14 protein-coding genes are annotated in these 17,472 nt (G+C 71.6%); 9 read left to right on the top strand and 5 right to left on the bottom strand.

Translation table 11 applies throughout. The features are described 5' to 3' along the window. Positions 1-10 precede the first annotated feature (10 nt). Positions 11-1,006 carry a TAXI family TRAP transporter solute-binding subunit gene (locus tag ACZ7DY_RS22025; RefSeq protein WP_471137638.1) on the bottom strand — a complete coding sequence of 332 codons (996 nt, stop codon included), beginning with the start codon at positions 1,004-1,006 and terminating at the stop codon, positions 11-13. 138 nt (positions 1,007-1,144) lie between these two features. Between ACZ7DY_RS22025 and miaB the strand changes: the two genes are divergently transcribed. Both miaB and ACZ7DY_RS22015 read left to right on the top strand, forming a co-directional pair. Next, positions 1,145-2,635, top strand: a complete 1,491-nt coding sequence (gene miaB, locus ACZ7DY_RS22020) for a tRNA (N6-isopentenyl adenosine(37)-C2)-methylthiotransferase MiaB (protein WP_471137637.1) — start codon at positions 1,145-1,147, stop codon at positions 2,633-2,635. Between the two features lie 167 nt (positions 2,636-2,802). After that, positions 2,803-3,549: a class III extradiol dioxygenase subunit B-like domain-containing protein gene (locus ACZ7DY_RS22015; RefSeq protein ID WP_471137636.1), complete on the top strand. Its 747-nt coding sequence runs from the start codon at positions 2,803-2,805 to the stop codon at positions 3,547-3,549. A 264-nt stretch (positions 3,550-3,813) separates the two neighbouring features. Here ACZ7DY_RS22015 and ACZ7DY_RS22010 read toward each other — a convergent pair whose 3' ends face one another. Both ACZ7DY_RS22010 and ACZ7DY_RS22005 read right to left on the bottom strand, forming a co-directional pair. After that, positions 3,814-4,110 carry an antitoxin gene (locus tag ACZ7DY_RS22010; protein ID WP_471137635.1) on the bottom strand — a complete coding sequence of 99 codons (297 nt, stop codon included), beginning with the start codon at positions 4,108-4,110 and terminating at the stop codon, positions 3,814-3,816. A 25-nt stretch (positions 4,111-4,135) separates the two neighbouring features. Next, the gene (locus tag ACZ7DY_RS22005; RefSeq protein ID WP_471137634.1) at positions 4,136-4,516 is read right to left on the bottom strand and encodes a hypothetical protein; all 381 of its coding nucleotides are present in this window, start codon (positions 4,514-4,516) and stop codon (positions 4,136-4,138) included. A 182-nt stretch (positions 4,517-4,698) separates the two neighbouring features. Here ACZ7DY_RS22005 and miaA point away from each other — a divergent pair, with 182 nt between their 5' ends. The 6 genes from miaA to hflX all read left to right on the top strand — a co-directional run bounded on the left by miaA (position 4,699) and on the right by hflX (position 12,786). After that, positions 4,699-5,637 (top strand): tRNA (adenosine(37)-N6)-dimethylallyltransferase MiaA, encoded by a 939-nt coding sequence (gene miaA, locus ACZ7DY_RS22000; protein WP_471137633.1) that lies wholly within the window; start codon positions 4,699-4,701, stop codon positions 5,635-5,637. Positions 5,638-5,744: 107 nt separating this feature from the next. Continuing rightward, positions 5,745-6,206 (top strand): hypothetical protein, encoded by a 462-nt coding sequence (locus ACZ7DY_RS21995; RefSeq protein WP_471137737.1) that lies wholly within the window; start codon positions 5,745-5,747, stop codon positions 6,204-6,206. A gap of 103 nt (positions 6,207-6,309) precedes the next feature. Further along, positions 6,310-7,188, top strand: a complete 879-nt coding sequence (dapF, locus tag ACZ7DY_RS21990) for a diaminopimelate epimerase (RefSeq protein WP_471137632.1) — start codon at positions 6,310-6,312, stop codon at positions 7,186-7,188. Between the two features lie 142 nt (positions 7,189-7,330). Further along, a complete protein-coding gene (locus ACZ7DY_RS21985; protein WP_471137631.1) occupies positions 7,331-9,472 on the top strand; it encodes a RelA/SpoT family protein in 2,142 nt (713 codons plus the stop codon). Between the two features lie 101 nt (positions 9,473-9,573). Next, positions 9,574-11,058, top strand: a complete 1,485-nt coding sequence (locus ACZ7DY_RS21980; RefSeq protein WP_471137630.1) for a M1 family metallopeptidase — start codon at positions 9,574-9,576, stop codon at positions 11,056-11,058. Positions 11,059-11,295: 237 nt separating this feature from the next. Then, complete coding sequence (gene hflX / locus ACZ7DY_RS21975) at positions 11,296-12,786, top strand: GTPase HflX (protein ID WP_471137629.1); 1,491 nt, start codon at positions 11,296-11,298, stop codon at positions 12,784-12,786. 100 nt (positions 12,787-12,886) lie between these two features. Here the strand turns inward: hflX and ACZ7DY_RS21970 are convergent, their stop codons facing one another. Together ACZ7DY_RS21970 and ACZ7DY_RS21965 are read right to left on the bottom strand one after the other, a co-directional pair. Continuing rightward, positions 12,887-14,098, bottom strand: coding sequence for a trypsin-like serine peptidase (locus ACZ7DY_RS21970; protein ID WP_471137628.1), 1,212 nt, complete (start codon positions 14,096-14,098; stop codon positions 12,887-12,889). 212 nt (positions 14,099-14,310) lie between these two features. Continuing rightward, positions 14,311-15,543, bottom strand: coding sequence for a trypsin-like serine peptidase (locus ACZ7DY_RS21965; RefSeq protein WP_471137627.1), 1,233 nt, complete (start codon positions 15,541-15,543; stop codon positions 14,311-14,313). A 530-nt stretch (positions 15,544-16,073) separates the two neighbouring features. Here ACZ7DY_RS21965 and ACZ7DY_RS21960 point away from each other — a divergent pair. Then, a complete protein-coding gene (locus ACZ7DY_RS21960) occupies positions 16,074-17,447 on the top strand; it encodes a diaminobutyrate--2-oxoglutarate transaminase family protein (protein ID WP_471137626.1) in 1,374 nt (457 codons plus the stop codon). Positions 17,448-17,472 lie beyond the last annotated feature (25 nt).

Raw genomic sequence — 17,472 nt, 5'->3', positions numbered from 1 at the left:
CCCTCCTGGGTCAGGGCTTGACCGAGCGGTAGTAGCGGCGAGCGCCCTCGTGCAGCGGGAGCGGGTCCGTGAACAGCGCGGTGCGCAGATCCACCAGCTGGGCGGCATGCACCTGATCGCCGATGTGGTCGCGGCTGTCGATGACCGTACGGGTCAGCCGCTCGGTCAGCTCGGGATCGGCCCGGTCCGTGGTGACCAGGAGGTTCGCCACGGCCAGCGTCGGCACGGCGGAACCCTGCTGCGCCTCGGGGTAGGCGTCGGCCGGCATCGTCGCGGCCCGGTAGTAGCGCGAGCCGCCGCCCTGCTTGTGCAGGGCGTCGACCAGGTAGCCGAGCTTCACCAGCTCGATGTCCATGTCCTCGGAGAGCTCGCGCACGGAATTGGTCGGAAGGCCGCCCGACCAGAAGAAGGCGTCGATGTCCCCGTGCTTCAGGAGGTCGGGCATGGTGTCGATCCCGGCGGCCACCGGTTCGATGTCGGTCACCGGGTCGAGCCCCGCGGCGTTGAGCACCCGGTCGGCTATCAGCCGCACCCCGGAGCGCTCCTGCCCCACGGCCACGCGCTTGCCCCGCAGGTCCTCGACGGTGCGGATGTCCGAGGACCGGCCCACCACGAGCTGGACATAGTCGTCGTACAGCCGCGTGCAGCCCCGCAGCCGGTGCCAGCCAGGGGCGCCGTCCAGGCGGTACGTCTCGACGGCGTCGGCGGCCGCGATGGTGAAGTCGGCCTTTCCGGTGGCCACCCGCGCGACGTTCTGCTGCGAGCCCTCACTGTTGAGGAGCTTCACGTCGACCTTCGGCATGTCCTGCGAGATCGCCGTCCGCAAGAGATTGCCGTACCGCTCGTACACGCCCTTCTGCACGCCCGTACTGAACGTCATCCGCCCGCTCGGGCTGTCGTCGCCCACGGGCAGCAGCCACCAGAGCAGCAGCCCGAACACCACGAGCGCCGCGGCCGAACCCTGCAGGGCGCGGCGGCGGCTGATGCGGGGGAGTGCCTTGAGCATGCGCGCGATCCTGCCAGCCCACTCACCGTGCTGACCAGGGCTGAGGCCACACTGTGCTGTTCCGGGGCGCTCGGCGGATACGGCCGCGGGGAATCCGCGGGCACGCGCGCGTGGCGACCCCGTACCCTGGGGGGCGAGATGAGCGCGAAGACTTACGAGGTGCGCACCTACGGGTGCCAGATGAACGTCCATGACTCCGAGCGGCTCTCCGGCCTGCTGGAGGACGCCGGCTACGTACGTGCGCCCGAAGGGGCGGACGGCGATGCCGACGTCGTCGTCTTCAACACGTGCGCCGTGCGCGAGAACGCCGACAACCGTCTGTACGGCAATCTCGGCCGCCTGGCGCCGATGAAGACCAAGCGTCCGGGGATGCAGATCGCCGTCGGCGGCTGTCTGGCCCAGAAGGACCGCGACACCATCGTCAAGAGGGCGCCCTGGGTCGACGTCGTCTTCGGCACGCACAACATCGGCAAGCTGCCGGTCCTCCTGGAGCGCGCCCGCGTCCAGGAAGAGGCGCAGGTCGAGATCGCGGAATCGCTCGAGGCCTTCCCCTCGACGCTGCCGACCCGCCGCGAGAGCGCGTACGCGGCCTGGGTCTCCATCTCCGTCGGCTGCAACAACACCTGCACCTTCTGCATCGTCCCCGCCCTGCGCGGCAAGGAGAAGGACCGCAGGACGGGCGACATCCTCGCGGAGATCGAGGCGCTCGTCGGCGAGGGCGTCTCCGAGATCACCCTCCTCGGGCAGAACGTGAACGCGTACGGCTCCGACATCGGCGACCGCGAGGCCTTCAGCAAGCTCCTGCGGGCCTGCGGGAAGATCGACGGCCTGGAGCGCGTCCGCTTCACCTCCCCGCACCCGCGCGACTTCACCGACGACGTCATCGCCGCCATGGCCGAGACGCCGAACGTGATGCCGCAGCTCCACATGCCGCTGCAGTCCGGCTCGGACACGATCCTCAAGGCGATGCGCCGCTCCTACCGGCAGGATCGTTTCCTGGGGATCATCGAGAAGGTCCGCGCCGCCATGCCGGACGCGGCGATCTCCACCGACATCATCGTGGGCTTCCCCGGCGAGACCGAGGAGGACTTCGAGCAGACGATGCACGTGGTCCGCGAGGCCCGCTTCGGCAGCGCCTTCACCTTCCAGTACTCCAAGCGCCCCGGCACCCCGGCGGCGACCATGGAGGGGCAGATCCCCAAGGAGGTCGTCCAGTCGCGCTACGAGCGTCTGGTGGCCCTCCAGGAGGAGATCTCCTGGGAGGAGAACAAGAAGCAGGTCGGCCGCACCCTGGAGCTGATGGTCGCCGAGGGCGAGGGCCGCAAGGACGGCGCCACGCACCGCCTCTCCGGCCGCGCCCCCGACAACCGTCTGGTCCACTTCACCAAGCCGGACACCGAGGTGCGCCCCGGTGACGTGGTGACCGTCGAGATCACCTACGCCGCGCCGCACCACCTCCTGGCCGAGGGCCCTGTGCTGAACGTGCGTCCCACGCGCGCGGGTGACGCCTGGGAGAAGCGGAACGCCGAGGCGGCCGCGAAGCCCGCGGGCGTGATGCTGGGCCTGCCGAAGATCGGCGCCCCCGAGCCGCTCCCGGCGGCCGTGGGCAGCGGCTGCGGCTGCGACTGACCCCGGAGAGGCCTGCGCTTATGCAGGGGCGGGCGCCCGTGTCGGCGCGGGCGCGTCGGGCGCTCGGGGCGCCCTTCCGTGCTCGTACCGCCTCTTGATCATCGGGATCGGACGAGATCGGGCGGGACCGGATCCGGCCGCCCGGGGGGCGCGTTACCCTGCGGATCATGCTTGTCGCCGCAGCCGTCTGTCCCTGTCCGCCCCTGCTCGTCCCCGAGGTCGCCGCGGGTTCGGCCCCCGAGATGGGTGCCGCGCGCGCGGCCTGTTCGGACGCCATCGCGGTGCTCGCCGCCGCCCGGCCCGACCGGCTCGTCGTCCTCGGCCCCGCCGAGCAGAGCGGCCGCGGCCCGCACCCCCAGGGCGCGCGTGGGTCCTTCCGCGGGTTCGGCGTGGACCTCGACGTGTGTCTCGGCCCCGCGCCGACGCACGAGGGCACCGACGCTGCCACGGCACCCGACGCGGCCGGGCAGCGGATGCTTCCGTCGTCGCTCGCCGTCGCGGGCTGGCTCCTCGAACGCGCGCGGTGGTCGGCCGCTCCGGTGGAAGGCCTCGGCGTGGGGGAACCACTTGCCGCCGAGCGGTGTATCCAAGTCGGAGGGGAGATCGGGGCGCGGGCGGACCGGGTGGCGATGCTGGTGATGGGCGACTCCAGCGCGTGCCGCACGCTGAAGGCCCCGGGGTATCTGGACGAGCGGGCGGCCGGTTTCGACGCGGAGGTGGGCCGCGCGCTCGGCACGGCCGACGTGGCGGCGCTCAAGGCGCTGGACGTGGGGCTGGCGTGGGAGCTGAAGGCGGCGGGCCGCGCCCCGTGGCAGGTGCTCGCCGGCGCGGCGGACGGCGCGGCACTGAGCGGCGAGCTGCTCTACGAGGACGCGCCGTACGGCGTGGGCTATGTGGTGGCTGCCTGGTCCTAGGCGGTACATGCGGGCGTGCGGCACGATCCGGTCGCGGCGGGCCCCCGGACTCCGCGGGGTGCGGGGCGGCGGCCAGGAGGGCCGTGCGCAGGCCGTGAGACGGACGGGGGCGCGGGGGCAGGGGGCAAGAGGACTCGACTGACGCGGGGGCTGCCTCGTGCGGCGGCCTCGGCACGGCACTGGGCCACAGAGCGCAGCGCGGGGCACACGGTGCACGGTGGCGGCCGCGAAGCCCGGTGCTTCGCGGCCGTCCGCCGTAGCGGCTCAGGAAGCCGGAGGGGGCGGCGGGGGAGACGGCGGCGACGGCGGCGTGGCACTGCCGCCCGCATCCTTGCCCGCGTCCCTGCTCTCGTCCGACCCGGCCATACGGTCCAGCGCGTCCTTCGCCTTCCCCGTACCCGCGTGGATCTTGTCGCTGTACTTGCCCTTGGTCTTCTCGTCGACGACCTTCGCCGCCTTCTCCAGACCCTGGTCGATCTTGTCCCCGTGCTGCTGCGCGAGGTCCGCGACCTTGTCCTTGGCAGGGGCGAGCTTGGCCTTCAGTTGGTCCAGGAAGCCCATGGGTTCACCTTCCCTCGCTGGGGAGCTATTTGCGGGCGCCCTCACCGGCCTCGCTGTCCGCGGCCGCGTCGGCGGACTGCTGCTTCGGGATCTCCACGCCCTCCGCGGCACCGGCTTCGGCAGCGGCCTCGGTGGACTCCGCGGTCTCCGAGGATTCCGAGGTCTCCTCCGCCGGCTCCTTCCCGGCGGCGCCCTCGGTGCCCGTTCCCGTATCCGTGTCCGTATCCGATTCGGCCTTGGCCTTGGCTTCGGCCTCGGCAGCGGGCTTCGCATCGGTGTCGGCCTCGGCCTCGGGGGAGCCCTCGGCCTCCGCCGGCTCGGCCGTGAGCGTGGCGGCAGCCGCTTCGGTCGTCGACGCCTCTTCGCTGTCCTTGGCCTTGCGACGGAACCGTGCAAAAACGCCCATATCTACTCCATACGTTACTCGTGTGGGCGAAATCCCGCCCCGCCCGGTGCGTCTCATTGCGGCGCCCGGGTGATCGGTCCTCGAAACCGGCGGCCGGAACCTCGCAACAGGCAACGACCCCGGAGCCGTGCCGTCACGTAGCTCGTTCGGGAAGGGGGCGCGCGGTTTGCGAGACTGGGGAGGTGAGCAGAGCAGCCCCCGCCCCGCGGGTCATCGCCGTCGTCGGTCCCACCGCGGCAGGAAAGTCCGATCTGGGCGTTTTCCTCGCCCAGCGGCTCGGCGGCGAAGTCGTCAACGCCGACTCCATGCAGCTCTACCGAGGGATGGACATCGGCACCGCCAAGCTGACGCCCGAGGAGCGCGGCGGCGTGCCCCACCACCTCCTCGACATCTGGGACGTCACGGAGGCCGCCAGCGTCGCCGAGTACCAGAAGCTGGCCCGCGCCGAGATCGACCGTCTCCTCGCCGAGGGGCGCTGGCCGATCCTGGTCGGCGGCTCCGGCCTCTACGTGCGGGGCGCCGTGGACCACCTGGAGTTCCCCGGCACCGACCCGGACGTACGGGCCCGTCTGGAGGAGGAGCTCGCGCTGCGCGGCCCCGGAGCGCTGCACCTCCGCCTCGCCGCCGCCGACCCCGAGGCGGCGCGGGCGATCCTGCCCAGCAACGGCCGCAGGATCGTGCGCGCCCTTGAGGTCATCGAGATCACGGGCAGGCCCTTCACCGCCAACCTCCCCGGCCACGACTCCGTGTACGACACGGTCCAGATCGGTGTCGACGTGGCGCGCCCCGAACTCGACGCGCGCATCGCCACGCGCGTGGACCGCATGTGGGAGCGGGGCCTGGTCGACGAGGTGCGCGCGCTGGAGGCGCAGGGGCTGCGCGAAGGGCGTACGGCGTCGCGTGCGCTCGGCTACCAGCAGGTCCTCACGGCGCTCGCGGGGGAGTGCACGCAGGAGGAGGCGCGCGCCGAGACCGTGCGCGCCACCAAACGCTTCGCGCGCCGCCAGGATTCGTGGTTCCGCCGCGATCCGCGGGTGAACTGGCTCAGTGGGGCCGAGGCCGACCGCGAGGAACTCCCGGCACGCGCACTGGCGTTGATCGAACGACCGGTCACAGCCTGATCACGTGATGGCATCGGGACGCTCAGGCGGTCATCCCGGCACCTGACACCGTGCCATCATCGACCATCGATCCACCGGTGGAGTCCGAAGTAGGAGGGCGCGTGGCGATGGAGGCCGGCCCTCGTGACACCGCACATGGCGGCGAAGAGCAGCTGAGTCCCGACGGTCCCGACGAGACCCCGGGCGGCGTCAGCGACGACGGACCCGGCGCCGACGAGATGTCGGCGGAGGCCGAGGTCGAGGTCGAGCTGCGCCCGCAGCGCCGGCTGCGCATCTGGCAGCTCGCGCCCATCGTCGTCCTGGCCGCGGTCGGATCCCTGATGTTCGCCTTCCCGCTCGCCTTCGAGTTCGGCGACGGCGGCGCGGTGGTCGCCATGCTCGGGCTGCTGATCAGCTGCTGCGCCGCCGGCTGGGGCATGATGGCCGCCCGCCGCGTCGGGCACACCTGGCCGGGGCTGCCCGAGCGCGGCTCCGGGCGCCGGCCGGACTGGCGGGTCGTCTCCGCGTACGCCCTGCTGTTCCTCGGCGCCGTCGCCCTCGCCGTGTGGCGGGTGGCCAGGCTCCGCTGACGCCCTTCGGAGGGCCGCCCGCCACGGCGGACGCCCCCGTGCGGCGGCAGGGACCACCACACCGCCCGGACCGAGTGTCGTGGCCACCCCGTACGATCGAGGAATGAGCACGCGGATCGCCTTCCTCAAGGGGCACGGGACCGAGAACGACTTCGTGATCATCCCCGACCCGGACAACGCCATCGAGCTGCCCCCGTCCGCCGTGGCCGCCCTGTGCGACCGCCGCGCGGGCATCGGCGGCGACGGCCTCCTGCACGTCGTGCGCTCCGCCGCCCACCCCGAGGCACGCCACCTCGCCGACCGGGCCGAATGGTTCATGGACTACCGCAACGGCGACGGCTCGGTCGCCGAGATGTGCGGCAACGGAGTGCGCGTCTTCGCCCGCTACCTCCAGCGCGCGGGACACGTCGGCGAGGGCGACCTCGCGGTGGCCACCCGCGGCGGCGTGAAGACCGTGCACATCGCCAAGGCCGAGGCCGGCGGCGAGATCACCGTCGGGATGGGCAAGGCGCTGCTCCCCGAAGGCGACGTCACCGTCGCGGTCGGCGACCACCGGTGGCCCGCGCGCAACGTGAACATGGGCAATCCGCACGCGGTCGCCTTCGTGGACGACCTCTCCGAAGCGGGCACCCTCTACGACCCGCCGCCCTTCAGCCCCGCCTCCGCCTACCCGGACGGGGTGAACGTCGAGTTCGTCGTCCCCCGCGGCCCGCGCCACGTCGCCATGCGCGTGCACGAGCGCGGCGCGGGCGAGACCCGCTCCTGCGGCACCGGCGCCTGCGCCGTCGCCGTCGCAGCGGCCCGCAGGGACGGCCTGGACCCGGCCGTGACCGGAGCCCCGGCCACGTACACCGTCGACCTGCCCGGCGGCCGCCTGGTGATCACCGAGCGGCCCGACGGGGAGATCGAGATGACCGGCGGCGCCGTGATCGTCGCGGAAGGCGAGATCACGTCCGAATGGCTCGAAACGGTACTCCCATGAACTGTCGCTCGAATGGGTGATCCGTTTCACGCTCGGCGAGAGGCGGTCAGCACCACGTGATGGGCTCGGTAGCATCAAGCACCGGCCCGGACGGAGTACGCCGCCGTCCGCTCACCGCCGGTCGACCCAGCCGGAGGTGCTCATGAGTGCGGAGGCCACCAACCCAGCCGCGCCCGGCCCCGTGACGCCCGGGGTCCAGCGCAGGCGCGGCCGCGCCCGTCTCGACCTGCGCAGGCTCGGCCGTGCCGCCCTGCTGGGATCCGGCACCCGGGACCGACTCCCCGACGCGATCGGCCATGTGGCCGAGGCCCACCGCGCCCACTACCCGGACGCCGACCTGGAGCCGCTGCGCCGCGCGTACGTCCTCGCCGAGTCCTCCCACCGCGGCCAGATGCGCAAGAGCGGTGAGCCGTACATCACGCACCCGCTCGCGGTGACCCTGATCCTCGCCCAGCTCGGCGCGGAGACCACGACCCTGACCGCGTCCCTCCTGCACGACACCGTCGAGGACACCGACGTCACGCTCGACCAGGTGCGGGCCGAGTTCGGCGACGACGTCTGCTACCTGGTCGACGGCGTCACCAAGCTGGAAAAGGTCGACTACGGAGCGGCCGCCGAGCCCGAGACCTTCCGCAAGATGCTCGTCGCCACCGGAAACGACGTCCGCGTCATGTCGATCAAACTCGCCGACCGGCTGCACAACATGCGCACCCTCGGCGTCATGCGCCCCGAGAAACAGGCCCGCATCGCCAAGGTGACCCGGGACGTCCTGATCCCCCTCGCCGAGCGCCTCGGTGTGCAGGCACTCAAGACCGAGCTGGAGGACCTCGTCTTCGCGATCCTCCATCCGCAGGAGTGCGCCGAGGTCAAGGCCCTGATCGCGGCCAACGAGGCGAGCGACAGCGATCCCCTGGGCGACATCGCGGGCGAGGTGCGCGGTGTGCTGCGCGACGCGGGCATCACCGCGGAGGTGCTCATCAGGCCGCGGCACTCCGTCTCCGTCCACCGCGTGCACCGCAAGCGCGGCGAGATGCGCGCATCGGACTTCGGCCGCATCCTCGTCCTCGTCAACGAAGACGCCGACTGCTACGGAGTCCTGGGGGAGCTGCACACCTGCTTCACCCCGGTCGTCTCGGAGTTCAAGGACTTCATCGCCGTACCGAAGTTCAACCTCTACCAGTCGCTGCACACGGCCGTGACCCGCTCCGACGGGGAAGTCGCCGAAGTCCTCATCCGCACGCACCAGATGCACCAGGTCGCCGAGGCGGGCGTGGTCGCCCTGCGCAATCCCTACGCTCCTCCTTCGGAGGAGCCCTCGGACGGCGCCGAGGACGAGCGGGTGGACCCGACGAGGCCCGGCTGGCTCTCCCGGCTCCTCGACTGGCAGCAGGCCGCCCCCGACCCCGACACCTTCTGGTCGACGCTGCGCGAGGACCTCGCCCAGGACCGTGAGATCGCCGTCTTCCGGCCCGACGGCGGCACGCTCGGCCTGCCCGCGGGCGCCAGTTGCGTGGACGCCGCGTACGCCCAGTACGGCGAGGACGCGCACGCCTGCATCGGCGCGCGCGTCAACGGCCGCCTGGCGACGCTCAGCACCGTCCTGCGGGACGGCGACACGGTCCAGCTGCTCATGGGCCAGGACCTCGTCTCCGGGCCCTCGCGCGAGTGGCTCGACCACGCGCGCACACCGGCCGCGCGGATCGCCATCCGGCGCTGGCTCGCCACCCACCCCGCGCCCCCCGCCCCCGCACCGTCCGTACAGCGACCGCCGCTGCAGGCCCCGGTCTCCGTGCCCAAACCGGAGACCTCCGCGGCCTCCCGGCCCGCCGCCGCGAACGCCGTCGTGGACCGCGAGGGCGCGACCGTGCGCCTCGCCGGCTGCTGCACCCCGGTGCCCCCCGACGACGTCACCGCCTTCGCCGTCCGAGGGGGCGTCGTCACCGTCCACCGGGTGGGCTGTCCCGCCGTGGCGCGGATGAAGGAAGTGGGGCGCCCGGAGATCGGCGTGCGCTGGGGGGACACCGCCGAGTGCCGCGTCACCCTGATCGCCGAATCGTTCGGCCGGGCCCATCTGCTCGCCGACCTCACCGAAGCGATCGCCCTGGAAGGCGTGGCGATCATCTCGGCCACCGTGGAACCGCCGACCCAGCAGCGCGTACGCCACACGTACACGCTGCAACTCCCCGACGCGGCACACCTGCCGGGCCTGATGCGCGCCATGCGGGCCGTTCCCGGCGTCTACGACGTGAACCGCGCCCAGCACCCGGCCGCAGCGGCGTACTGAGGCACCCCGCGCACCGCTGAGGCACCCCCTCGGCAGACTCGTTCGGGTGGCCCGGCGCGCGCCGTCACCTCCGGGAAGACGCGCGCTGATAGCGGTAGTTCATGCTGCTCACCCCTCGGGCAACGGCCTGTCGGCCGAAGGCCCTTCGCACCCCCCGTATCGCCGCCGCACTGATCGCGGCGACCGCCTCCGCCGCCCTCGTCGCGGCGAGCGCCCCCTCACCGGCCACTCCGCTCGGCATCGGCGACCCCCTCTTCCCGCACCTCGGCAACCCCGGGTACGACGTGACGGCGTACGACATCGCCTTCACCTACCGCGGTGACAACGGCAAACCCCTGGACGCCGTCACCAAGATCGACGCCGTGGCGAGCGCCCCCCTGGAGCACGTGAATCTCGACTTCACCCACGGCAAGGTGCGTTCCGTCGAGGTGAACGGCGAACCCGCACGCCACGAGAGCAGCGGCGAGGACCTGGTCGTCACGCCCGCCCACCCGGTCCAGCACGGCGAACAGCTGCGGATCACCGTCCGGCACACCAGCGACCCCGTCCCCACGAAGAACGGCGAGGGCGGCTGGCTGCGCACCGGGGACGGGCTCGCCATGGCCAACCAGGCCGACGCCGCCCACCTGGTCTTTCCGTGCAACGACCACCCCTCGGACAAGGCCGAGTTCACCTTCCGGGTCACCGCTCCGAAGGAGCTCACCGCCGTCGCCAACGGCCTCCCGGTCGACAGGACCCGGCACGCCGGTGCCACCACCAGCGTTTTCCGCACGCACCACCCGATGGCGACCGAGCTGGCCCAGGTGTCGATCGGCCGCTCCAGTGTGCTGTGGCGGGAGGGCCCGCACGGCCTTCCGGTGCGCGACGTGGTGCCCACGAAGGACCGCAAGGTGCTGGAGCGCTGGCTGAAGAGGACCCCGGGCCAGATCGGCTGGATGGAGGGGAAGGTCGGCCGCTACCCCTTCGAGGCCTACGGCCTGCTCATCGCCCACGCCCAGACCGGCTACGAACTGGAGACACAGACGCTCTCTCTCTTCGAGAGAGAGCTCTTCACCCGCCCCGAGTTCCCCGAGTGGTACGTCGAATCGATCATGGTGCACGAGCTCGCCCACCAGTGGTTCGGCGACAGCGTCAGCCCGCGGAACTGGTCCGATCTCTGGCTCAACGAAGGCCACGCCACCTGGTACGAGGCCCTCTTCTCCGAGGAGAAGGCGGGCAAGCCGCTGGCCACCCGGATGCGGGCCGCCTACGCGCAGTCGGACAGCTGGCGGGCGGCGGGCGGGCCGCCGGCCAGGCCGAAGGGACCCAAGCCGGGCAAGAAGATCAGCATCTTCCGTCCCGTCGTCTACGACGGCAGCGCCCTGGTGCTCTACGCCCTGCGCCAGGAGATCGGGCAGCGCGCCTTCGACCGGGTGGAGCGCGAATGGGTGCGCATCCACCGCGACGGCAACGTCGCGACCGAGGACTTCGTGCGGCTCGCGTCCCTGGTGGCCGGCCGTGACCTGAGCGGGTTCTTCGACGGCTGGCTGTACGGGAAGAAGACCCCGCCGATGCCGGGGCACCCGGACTGGAAGACCGCGAAATAACCCGGGTGACGAGACGGGCCGTGTCGTGCAACCATCTTCTGGTCGACGGCACGCCCGTGCTTTCCGGGGCACGCCCGTGCTTTCCGGTCCGGGACGTTCTCCGGGACATCCCCTCGGGGACATCTCAGGGACGGTCCCGGCGGGATCCGGGAATCTCCGGACGGGCTCCGGCGTTGTCGACTGTGACGGATCCCGCATCCGTCGCCTTTCCCATCCACGTATCGACGTAAGGACCAAATGACCTCCTCTTCTTCCCCTTCCCAGGACGCACAGAGCTTCGCGCAGAACTACCCCGAAGGTCTTCGGGCCGATGCCCTGATGGAAGAGGACGTCGCCTGGAGCCACGAGATCGACGGAGACCGGGACGGCGACCAGTTCGACCGCTCCGAGCGCGCGGCCCTGCGCCGCGTCGCGGGGCTCTCCACCGAGCTCGAGGACGTCACCGAAGTCGAGTACCGACAGCTCCGTCTGGAGCGCGTCGTGCTCGTCGGCGTCTGGACTTCGGGAACGGTCCAGGATGCGGAGAACTCCCTCGCGGAGCTGGCCGCCCTCGCCGAGACGGCGGGCGCGCTCGTGCTCGACGGCGTCGTCCAGCGCCGCGACAAGCCCGACCCGGCGACGTACATCGGCTCCGGCAAGGCCCTGGAGCTGCGCGACATCGTGCTCGAGACCGGAGCCGACACCGTCGTCTGCGACGGTGAGCTCAGCCCCGGCCAGCTGATCCACCTCGAAGACGTCGTCAAGGTCAAGGTGGTCGACAGGACCGCCCTGATCCTCGACATCTTCGCCCAGCACGCCAAGTCCCGAGAGGGCAAGGCGCAGGTTGCCCTGGCGCAGATGCAGTACATGCTGCCCAGGCTCCGCGGCTGGGGTCAGTCGCTCTCCCGTCAGATGGGTGGCGGCGGCGGTGGCGGCATGGCCACCCGTGGACCCGGTGAGACCAAGATCGAGACGGACCGGCGACGGATCCGCGAGAAGATGGCGAAGATGCGCCGGGAGATCGCGGAGATGAAGACCGGCCGCGACATCAAGCGCCAGGAGCGCCGACGCAACAAGGTGCCCTCGGTCGCCATCGCCGGTTATACGAACGCGGGCAAGTCCTCCCTGCTCAACCGCCTCACCGGCGCGGGCGTCCTGGTGGAGAACGCGCTGTTCGCCACCCTCGACCCGACCGTGCGCCGGGCCGAGACGCCGACCGGCCGGGTCTACACCCTGGCCGACACCGTCGGGTTCGTCCGGCACCTGCCGCACCACCTGGTCGAGGCGTTCCGCTCCACCATGGAGGAGGTCGGCGACTCCGACCTCATCTTGCACGTGGTGGACGGCTCGCACCCGGTCCCGGAGGAGCAGCTGGCGGCCGTGCGCGAAGTGATCCGCGACGTCGGCGCCACCGACGTCCCCGAGATCGTCGTGATCAACAAGGCGGACGCGGCGGACCCGCTGGTCCTCCAGCGCCTTCTGCGCAACGAGAAGCACGCGATCGCCGTCTCCGCGCGCACCGGTGCCGGTATCGCGGAGCTGCTCCAGCTCATCGACACCGAACTGCCGCGCCCCGCGGTGGAGCTCGAGGCCCTCGTCCCGTACACCCACGGCCAGCTCGTCTCGCGGGTGCACGCCGAGGGCGAGGTGCTCTCCGAGGAGCACACGGCCGAGGGCACCCTGCTCAAGGCGCAGGTGCACGAGGAGCTCGCGGCGGAGCTCGCTCCGTACGTGCCGGCCGCGCACTGAGTCCGACGCACCCGGCGGTTCGCCCACCCGTGGGCACGGCGAAGGCCCGCCCCCTTTCGCAGGGGGCGGGCCTTCGCGCGTCAGGCAGGTGTGCGGGCGGCTACTGCGAGCCGTACTTCTTGCTCATCATGTCGTAGACCTGCTCGGCGCCCCGGCCCAGCTGGGGGCCGGCGAGCCAGGTGTTCTCGGCCGGGCCGATCGAGGTGTTCGAGACGAGCTTCGTCTTGTCGCCCACCACCCGGAACCAGCCGCCGCCGGACGAACCGCCGGTCATGGTGCAGCCGATGCGGTACATCGTCGGCAGGGACGGCGACAGCGAGAGGCGCCCCGGCTTGTCGACGCACTTGTGCATCATCAGGCCGTCGTACGGCGGGGCGGCGGGGTAGCCCCAGGCGCCCATGGAGCTGACGGACGGTACGGAGGGGGTCGAGAAGTCGACGTCGAGCGCGTTGCCGACGGTCTCCTCCAGGGACTTGCCGCCCTGCTCCGGCTTCACGTGCATGACGGCGTAGTCATACGTCGCGCCGGCGCCGCCCGTCGGACCGCCGCCGTCGATCCACTCGTTGGAGGTCGAGACCCAGTCGGCCCAGTACTGGCCGTAAGGAGCGATCTCCTGGGGAGCCGCGTTGCGCAGCGCGGCCTCGGACTTGCCCAGGTCGTTGTAGGACGGCACGAAGGCGATGTTGCGGTACCAGCCGCCGTTCTTGCCCGCGTGCACGCAGTGGCCCGCGGTCCACACGAGGTTCGACTTGCCCGGGTTGCGCGGGTCCTTCACGACCGTGCCGGAGCAGACCATCGAACCCTCGGGGGAGTCGAAGAAGATCTTGCCGACGGGCGCCGCGTTCTCGTGGTACGGCGTCTTCTCGGGCTTGGCCCGCACCGGCGCCGGCTCGGGGTCGGTGGCGCCCTGGTCGGCGGCCGCGTCCTTCGCGGCGATGGTCTTGTTCGGGTCCTTGGCCTTCTTCATCCGCTCGGGCTTCCAGAGCCCCTTGATGACCGGGTTGGCGAAGTCCTTGGCCTCGCGCACCCAGTCGTCCTTGTCCCAGTTCCTCCAGGCGCCGTTCTTCCAGTCGTCCAGGTCGATGCCCTTCTCCTTGAGCTTGTCGGCGAGACCGCCGGGCAGCTCGGAGTCGGCACCGGAACCGGAACCGTCGGATCCCTGGGACGTCGTGGAGTCCGGCTTGTCGCTCGCCTTGTCGTCGCTCGGGCCGCAGGCCGTGGCGGTGAGCGCCAGGGTCGCCGCCAGCCCGGTGGCGGCGAGCGCGACCCGCCGTCCGCGGCTGCGCGCGAAGGGCGCACGAGTGGAACGCATGCTGCTGTTACCCCCGTTGGAACGTGTATTCGTCATGTACGTATGTGCCATGTACTTGTCATGTGTGGTCGCGGAGATCCGCGGGAACCGCGCGGTGACGCGACACCCCACTATGCCTGCGGGATGAGGGACGAACGGCGGCGGGGTGGTGAAGGTTTCCGGCGCCCCGCCGCCGCGGCGATCCATCGATCCGTCAGTCCATCTCGGTCGGACTACTGACCGGCGAACTTCTTGCTGACCGCGCCGTAGATGCCCTTGGCCTCCTTGCCGAAGCGCGGACCGGCGAGCCAACCGGCCGTCACCGGGCCGATGGAGGTGTTCGAGACCAGGGCGGGCTTGCCGTCCTGCCCCTGGGCGACCCAGCCGCCGCCGGACGAACCGCCGGTCATGGTGCAGCCGATGCGGTACATCGTCGGGTCGGGCTTGCTGAGCGAGAGCCGGCCCGGCTTGTCGGCACACTGGAACAGCTTCTGGCCGTCGAAGGGCGGAGCGGCCGGGTAGCCGGTCGCCGTCATGTTCTTGATCTGCGGCACGGCGGGCGCGTTGAAGTCCACCGGCAGCGCCGAACCGACGGTCTCCTCAAGCGACTTGCCCTCGCTGCCCTTCTCGGGCTTCACGTGCATGACCGCGAAGTCGTACGGGGCGCCCTTGCCGCCCGTCGGACCACCCTGCTCGATCCACTGGTCGGAGGTCTGCGCCCAGTCGCCCCACCAGACGCCGTACGGAGCGACCTCTTCCTTGGGGGCGTTCCGCAGTTCCGCGGCCGACTTGCCGCTGTCGTTGTACGACGGGACGAAGACCATGTTGCGGTACCAGCCGCCCTTGGCGCCGGCGTGCACACAGTGGCCCGCGGTCCACACCATGTTGGACTTGCCGGGGTGGGCCGGGTCCTTCACGACCGTGGCGGAACAGACCATCGAACCCTCGGGGCTGTCGAAGAACAGCTTGCCCGACGCGGGGGCCTGGCCGTGGTAGGGCGTCTTGACCGCCGCCGCCTCGACGGGCTCGGGCGTCGGGTCGGTCACGCCCTGGTCACTGGAGATGTCATTGTCGTCGACGCCCCGGTCGGGGTTCTTGTCCGCGTCCCGCATCCGGTCCGGGTCCCACAGGTCCTCGATGATCGGGTTGACGTAGTCGCCCGCCTCGCGGAGCCAGTCGTCCTTGTCCCAGTTCTTCCAGGCGCCGTTCTTCCACTCGTCCAGGTCGAACCCGTGCTCCTTGAGCTTGTTCTTCAGGTCGTCCGGGATCTTGAGCTTGTCGCCGCCGTTGCTGTCGCCGGGCTGCGAGGAGGACGAGTCGCCGCCGGCGTTGTCCTCGCCGGGGCCACAGGCGGTGGCGGTCAGCGCGAGAGTCGCGCCGAGCGCCAGAGCGGCCGCCACGGGGGAGGTTCTGGTGCGCACGCTCCTCCTATTGCGAACGGTGAAGAGCGGACGTATGGGTCGCATGGTGAGAATCCCCCTGGGCCTCGAAATCGTTCCAAAGTGCTGGACATCCGGGTGCGGAACACCCGTCGCCACCGGTGCGGCACCCCTTCGCTGGATTTGCTCCGATTTGCTCGGGGGAGCGGCGCACCTGTCGCTGATGAACGGCCCCCACACTATGCCGGTGCCGTTGGGGACGGCCGACGGAAGGGCAACGGTTCCGTCACGGCAAGGATCTTCTGTTGACCCGTGATCCTCCGCCGCCCTCGTCGTTGGTACGTACGGGGGAGCCGCGTCCTGCGTTCATCCCCCTGCCAACTCGCCCCCGTGTCCGCCCACATGGAGCTCCCCGGAGTCGCACCGGACGGACGCGCTCGTCCCCAGCGGGAGGACCAACAGTCGTGGCCGTGACCGAGCCTGCGCCCGCGGCGGTGTCCGCAGGACGTTCCGTGACGCAGCCCGCACCGCGTACAGCGCCGGACTCCGTCCCGAGTCCGGGACCGGAGCCCGATGGGCCTTCCCCTTCCGTGGCTCAGGAGGGCCCTTCCCGTTCCGTGGCTCAGGAGGGGATCCTGCGGCGCCAGTCGGCGCGGGAGTCGGCGGCGCGCACCTACGCGCGTGCGCTGCCGATCGTGCCGGTCCGGGCCCGGGGCCTGACGATCGAGGGCGCCGACGGGAACCGCTACCTCGACTGCCTCTCGGGCGCCGGGACCCTCGCGCTCGGCCACAACCACCCCGTGGTGCTCGAAGCGATCAGGAAGGTCCTCGATTCCGGGGCGCCGCTCCACGTCCTCGACCTGGCGACGCCCGTCAAGGACGCCTTCATCACCGAGCTGTTCCAGACGCTGCCGCAAGGCCTGGCGGACCGTGCCCGGATCCAGTTCTGCGGCCCCGCCGGCACGGACGCGGTGGAGGCGGCGCTGAAACTGGTCCGCGCGGCCACCGGCCGGGACGGCATGCTGGCCTTCACCGGCGCCTACCACGGGATGACGGCCGGAGCCCTGGAAGTCTCCGGCGGCGCACGTGACGTACGCGTCGCGCGCCTGCCCTACCCACAGGACTACCGCTGCCCCTTCGGCATCGGCGGTGCTCGCGGCGCGGAACTGTCCGCCCGATGGACCGAGAACCTCCTCGACGACACCAAATCCGGCGTACCGACACCCGCCGGCATGATCCTCGAACCGGTCCAGGGGGAGGGCGGAGTCTTCCCGGCGCCCGATGCCTGGCTCCGCCGGATGCGCGAGATCACCGCCGCACGCGGCATCCCGCTCATCGCGGACGAGGTGCAGACGGGCGTCGGCAGGACCGGCGCGTTCTGGGCCGTCGAGCACAGCGGTGTCACCCCCGACGTGATGGTGCTCTCGAAGGCGATCGGCGGCAGTCTCCCGCTGGCGGTCGTGGTGTACCGCGACGACCTCGACGTCTGGCCGCCCGGCGCGCACGCCGGCACCTTCCGCGGCAACCAGCTCGCCATGGCCGCGGGCGCGGCTACCCTCGCCTATGTCCGTGAGAACGGCCTCGCCGCACGCGCCGCCACCCTCGGCTCCCGCATGCTCACCCCACTCCGTTCCCTGGCCGCCGAACACCCCTGCATCGGCGAAGTCCGCGGCCGGGGCCTGATGATCGGCGTGGAACTGGTGGACCCGGATACGGATACGGTGCCGGTCGCCGCGGAGTCCGGACCGTCGGGCGACGCGCGTGCAGACGACCTTCCGACGGCCGCGCGGCCCTGCCCGCCGGCCCCCGAACTCGCGGCGGCCGTCCAGCGCGAGTGCCTGCGCCGGGGCCTGATCGTCGAACTCGGCGGCCGCCACTCCAGCGTCGTACGACTCCTCCCCCCGCTGACCATCACCGACGAACAAGCCGCCGCGGTCCTCGACCGCCTGGCCGACGCACTGGTGGCCGCGGCCCGCGCCCACCACGGATGACCAAGACCGGTCCCGGCCGCACCCG

This window comes from Streptomyces sp. NPDC037013 (assembly GCF_055607265.1).
Note: the sequence above shows the minus strand (reverse complement) of the source record. Positions and strands in the feature narration are given on the sequence as shown.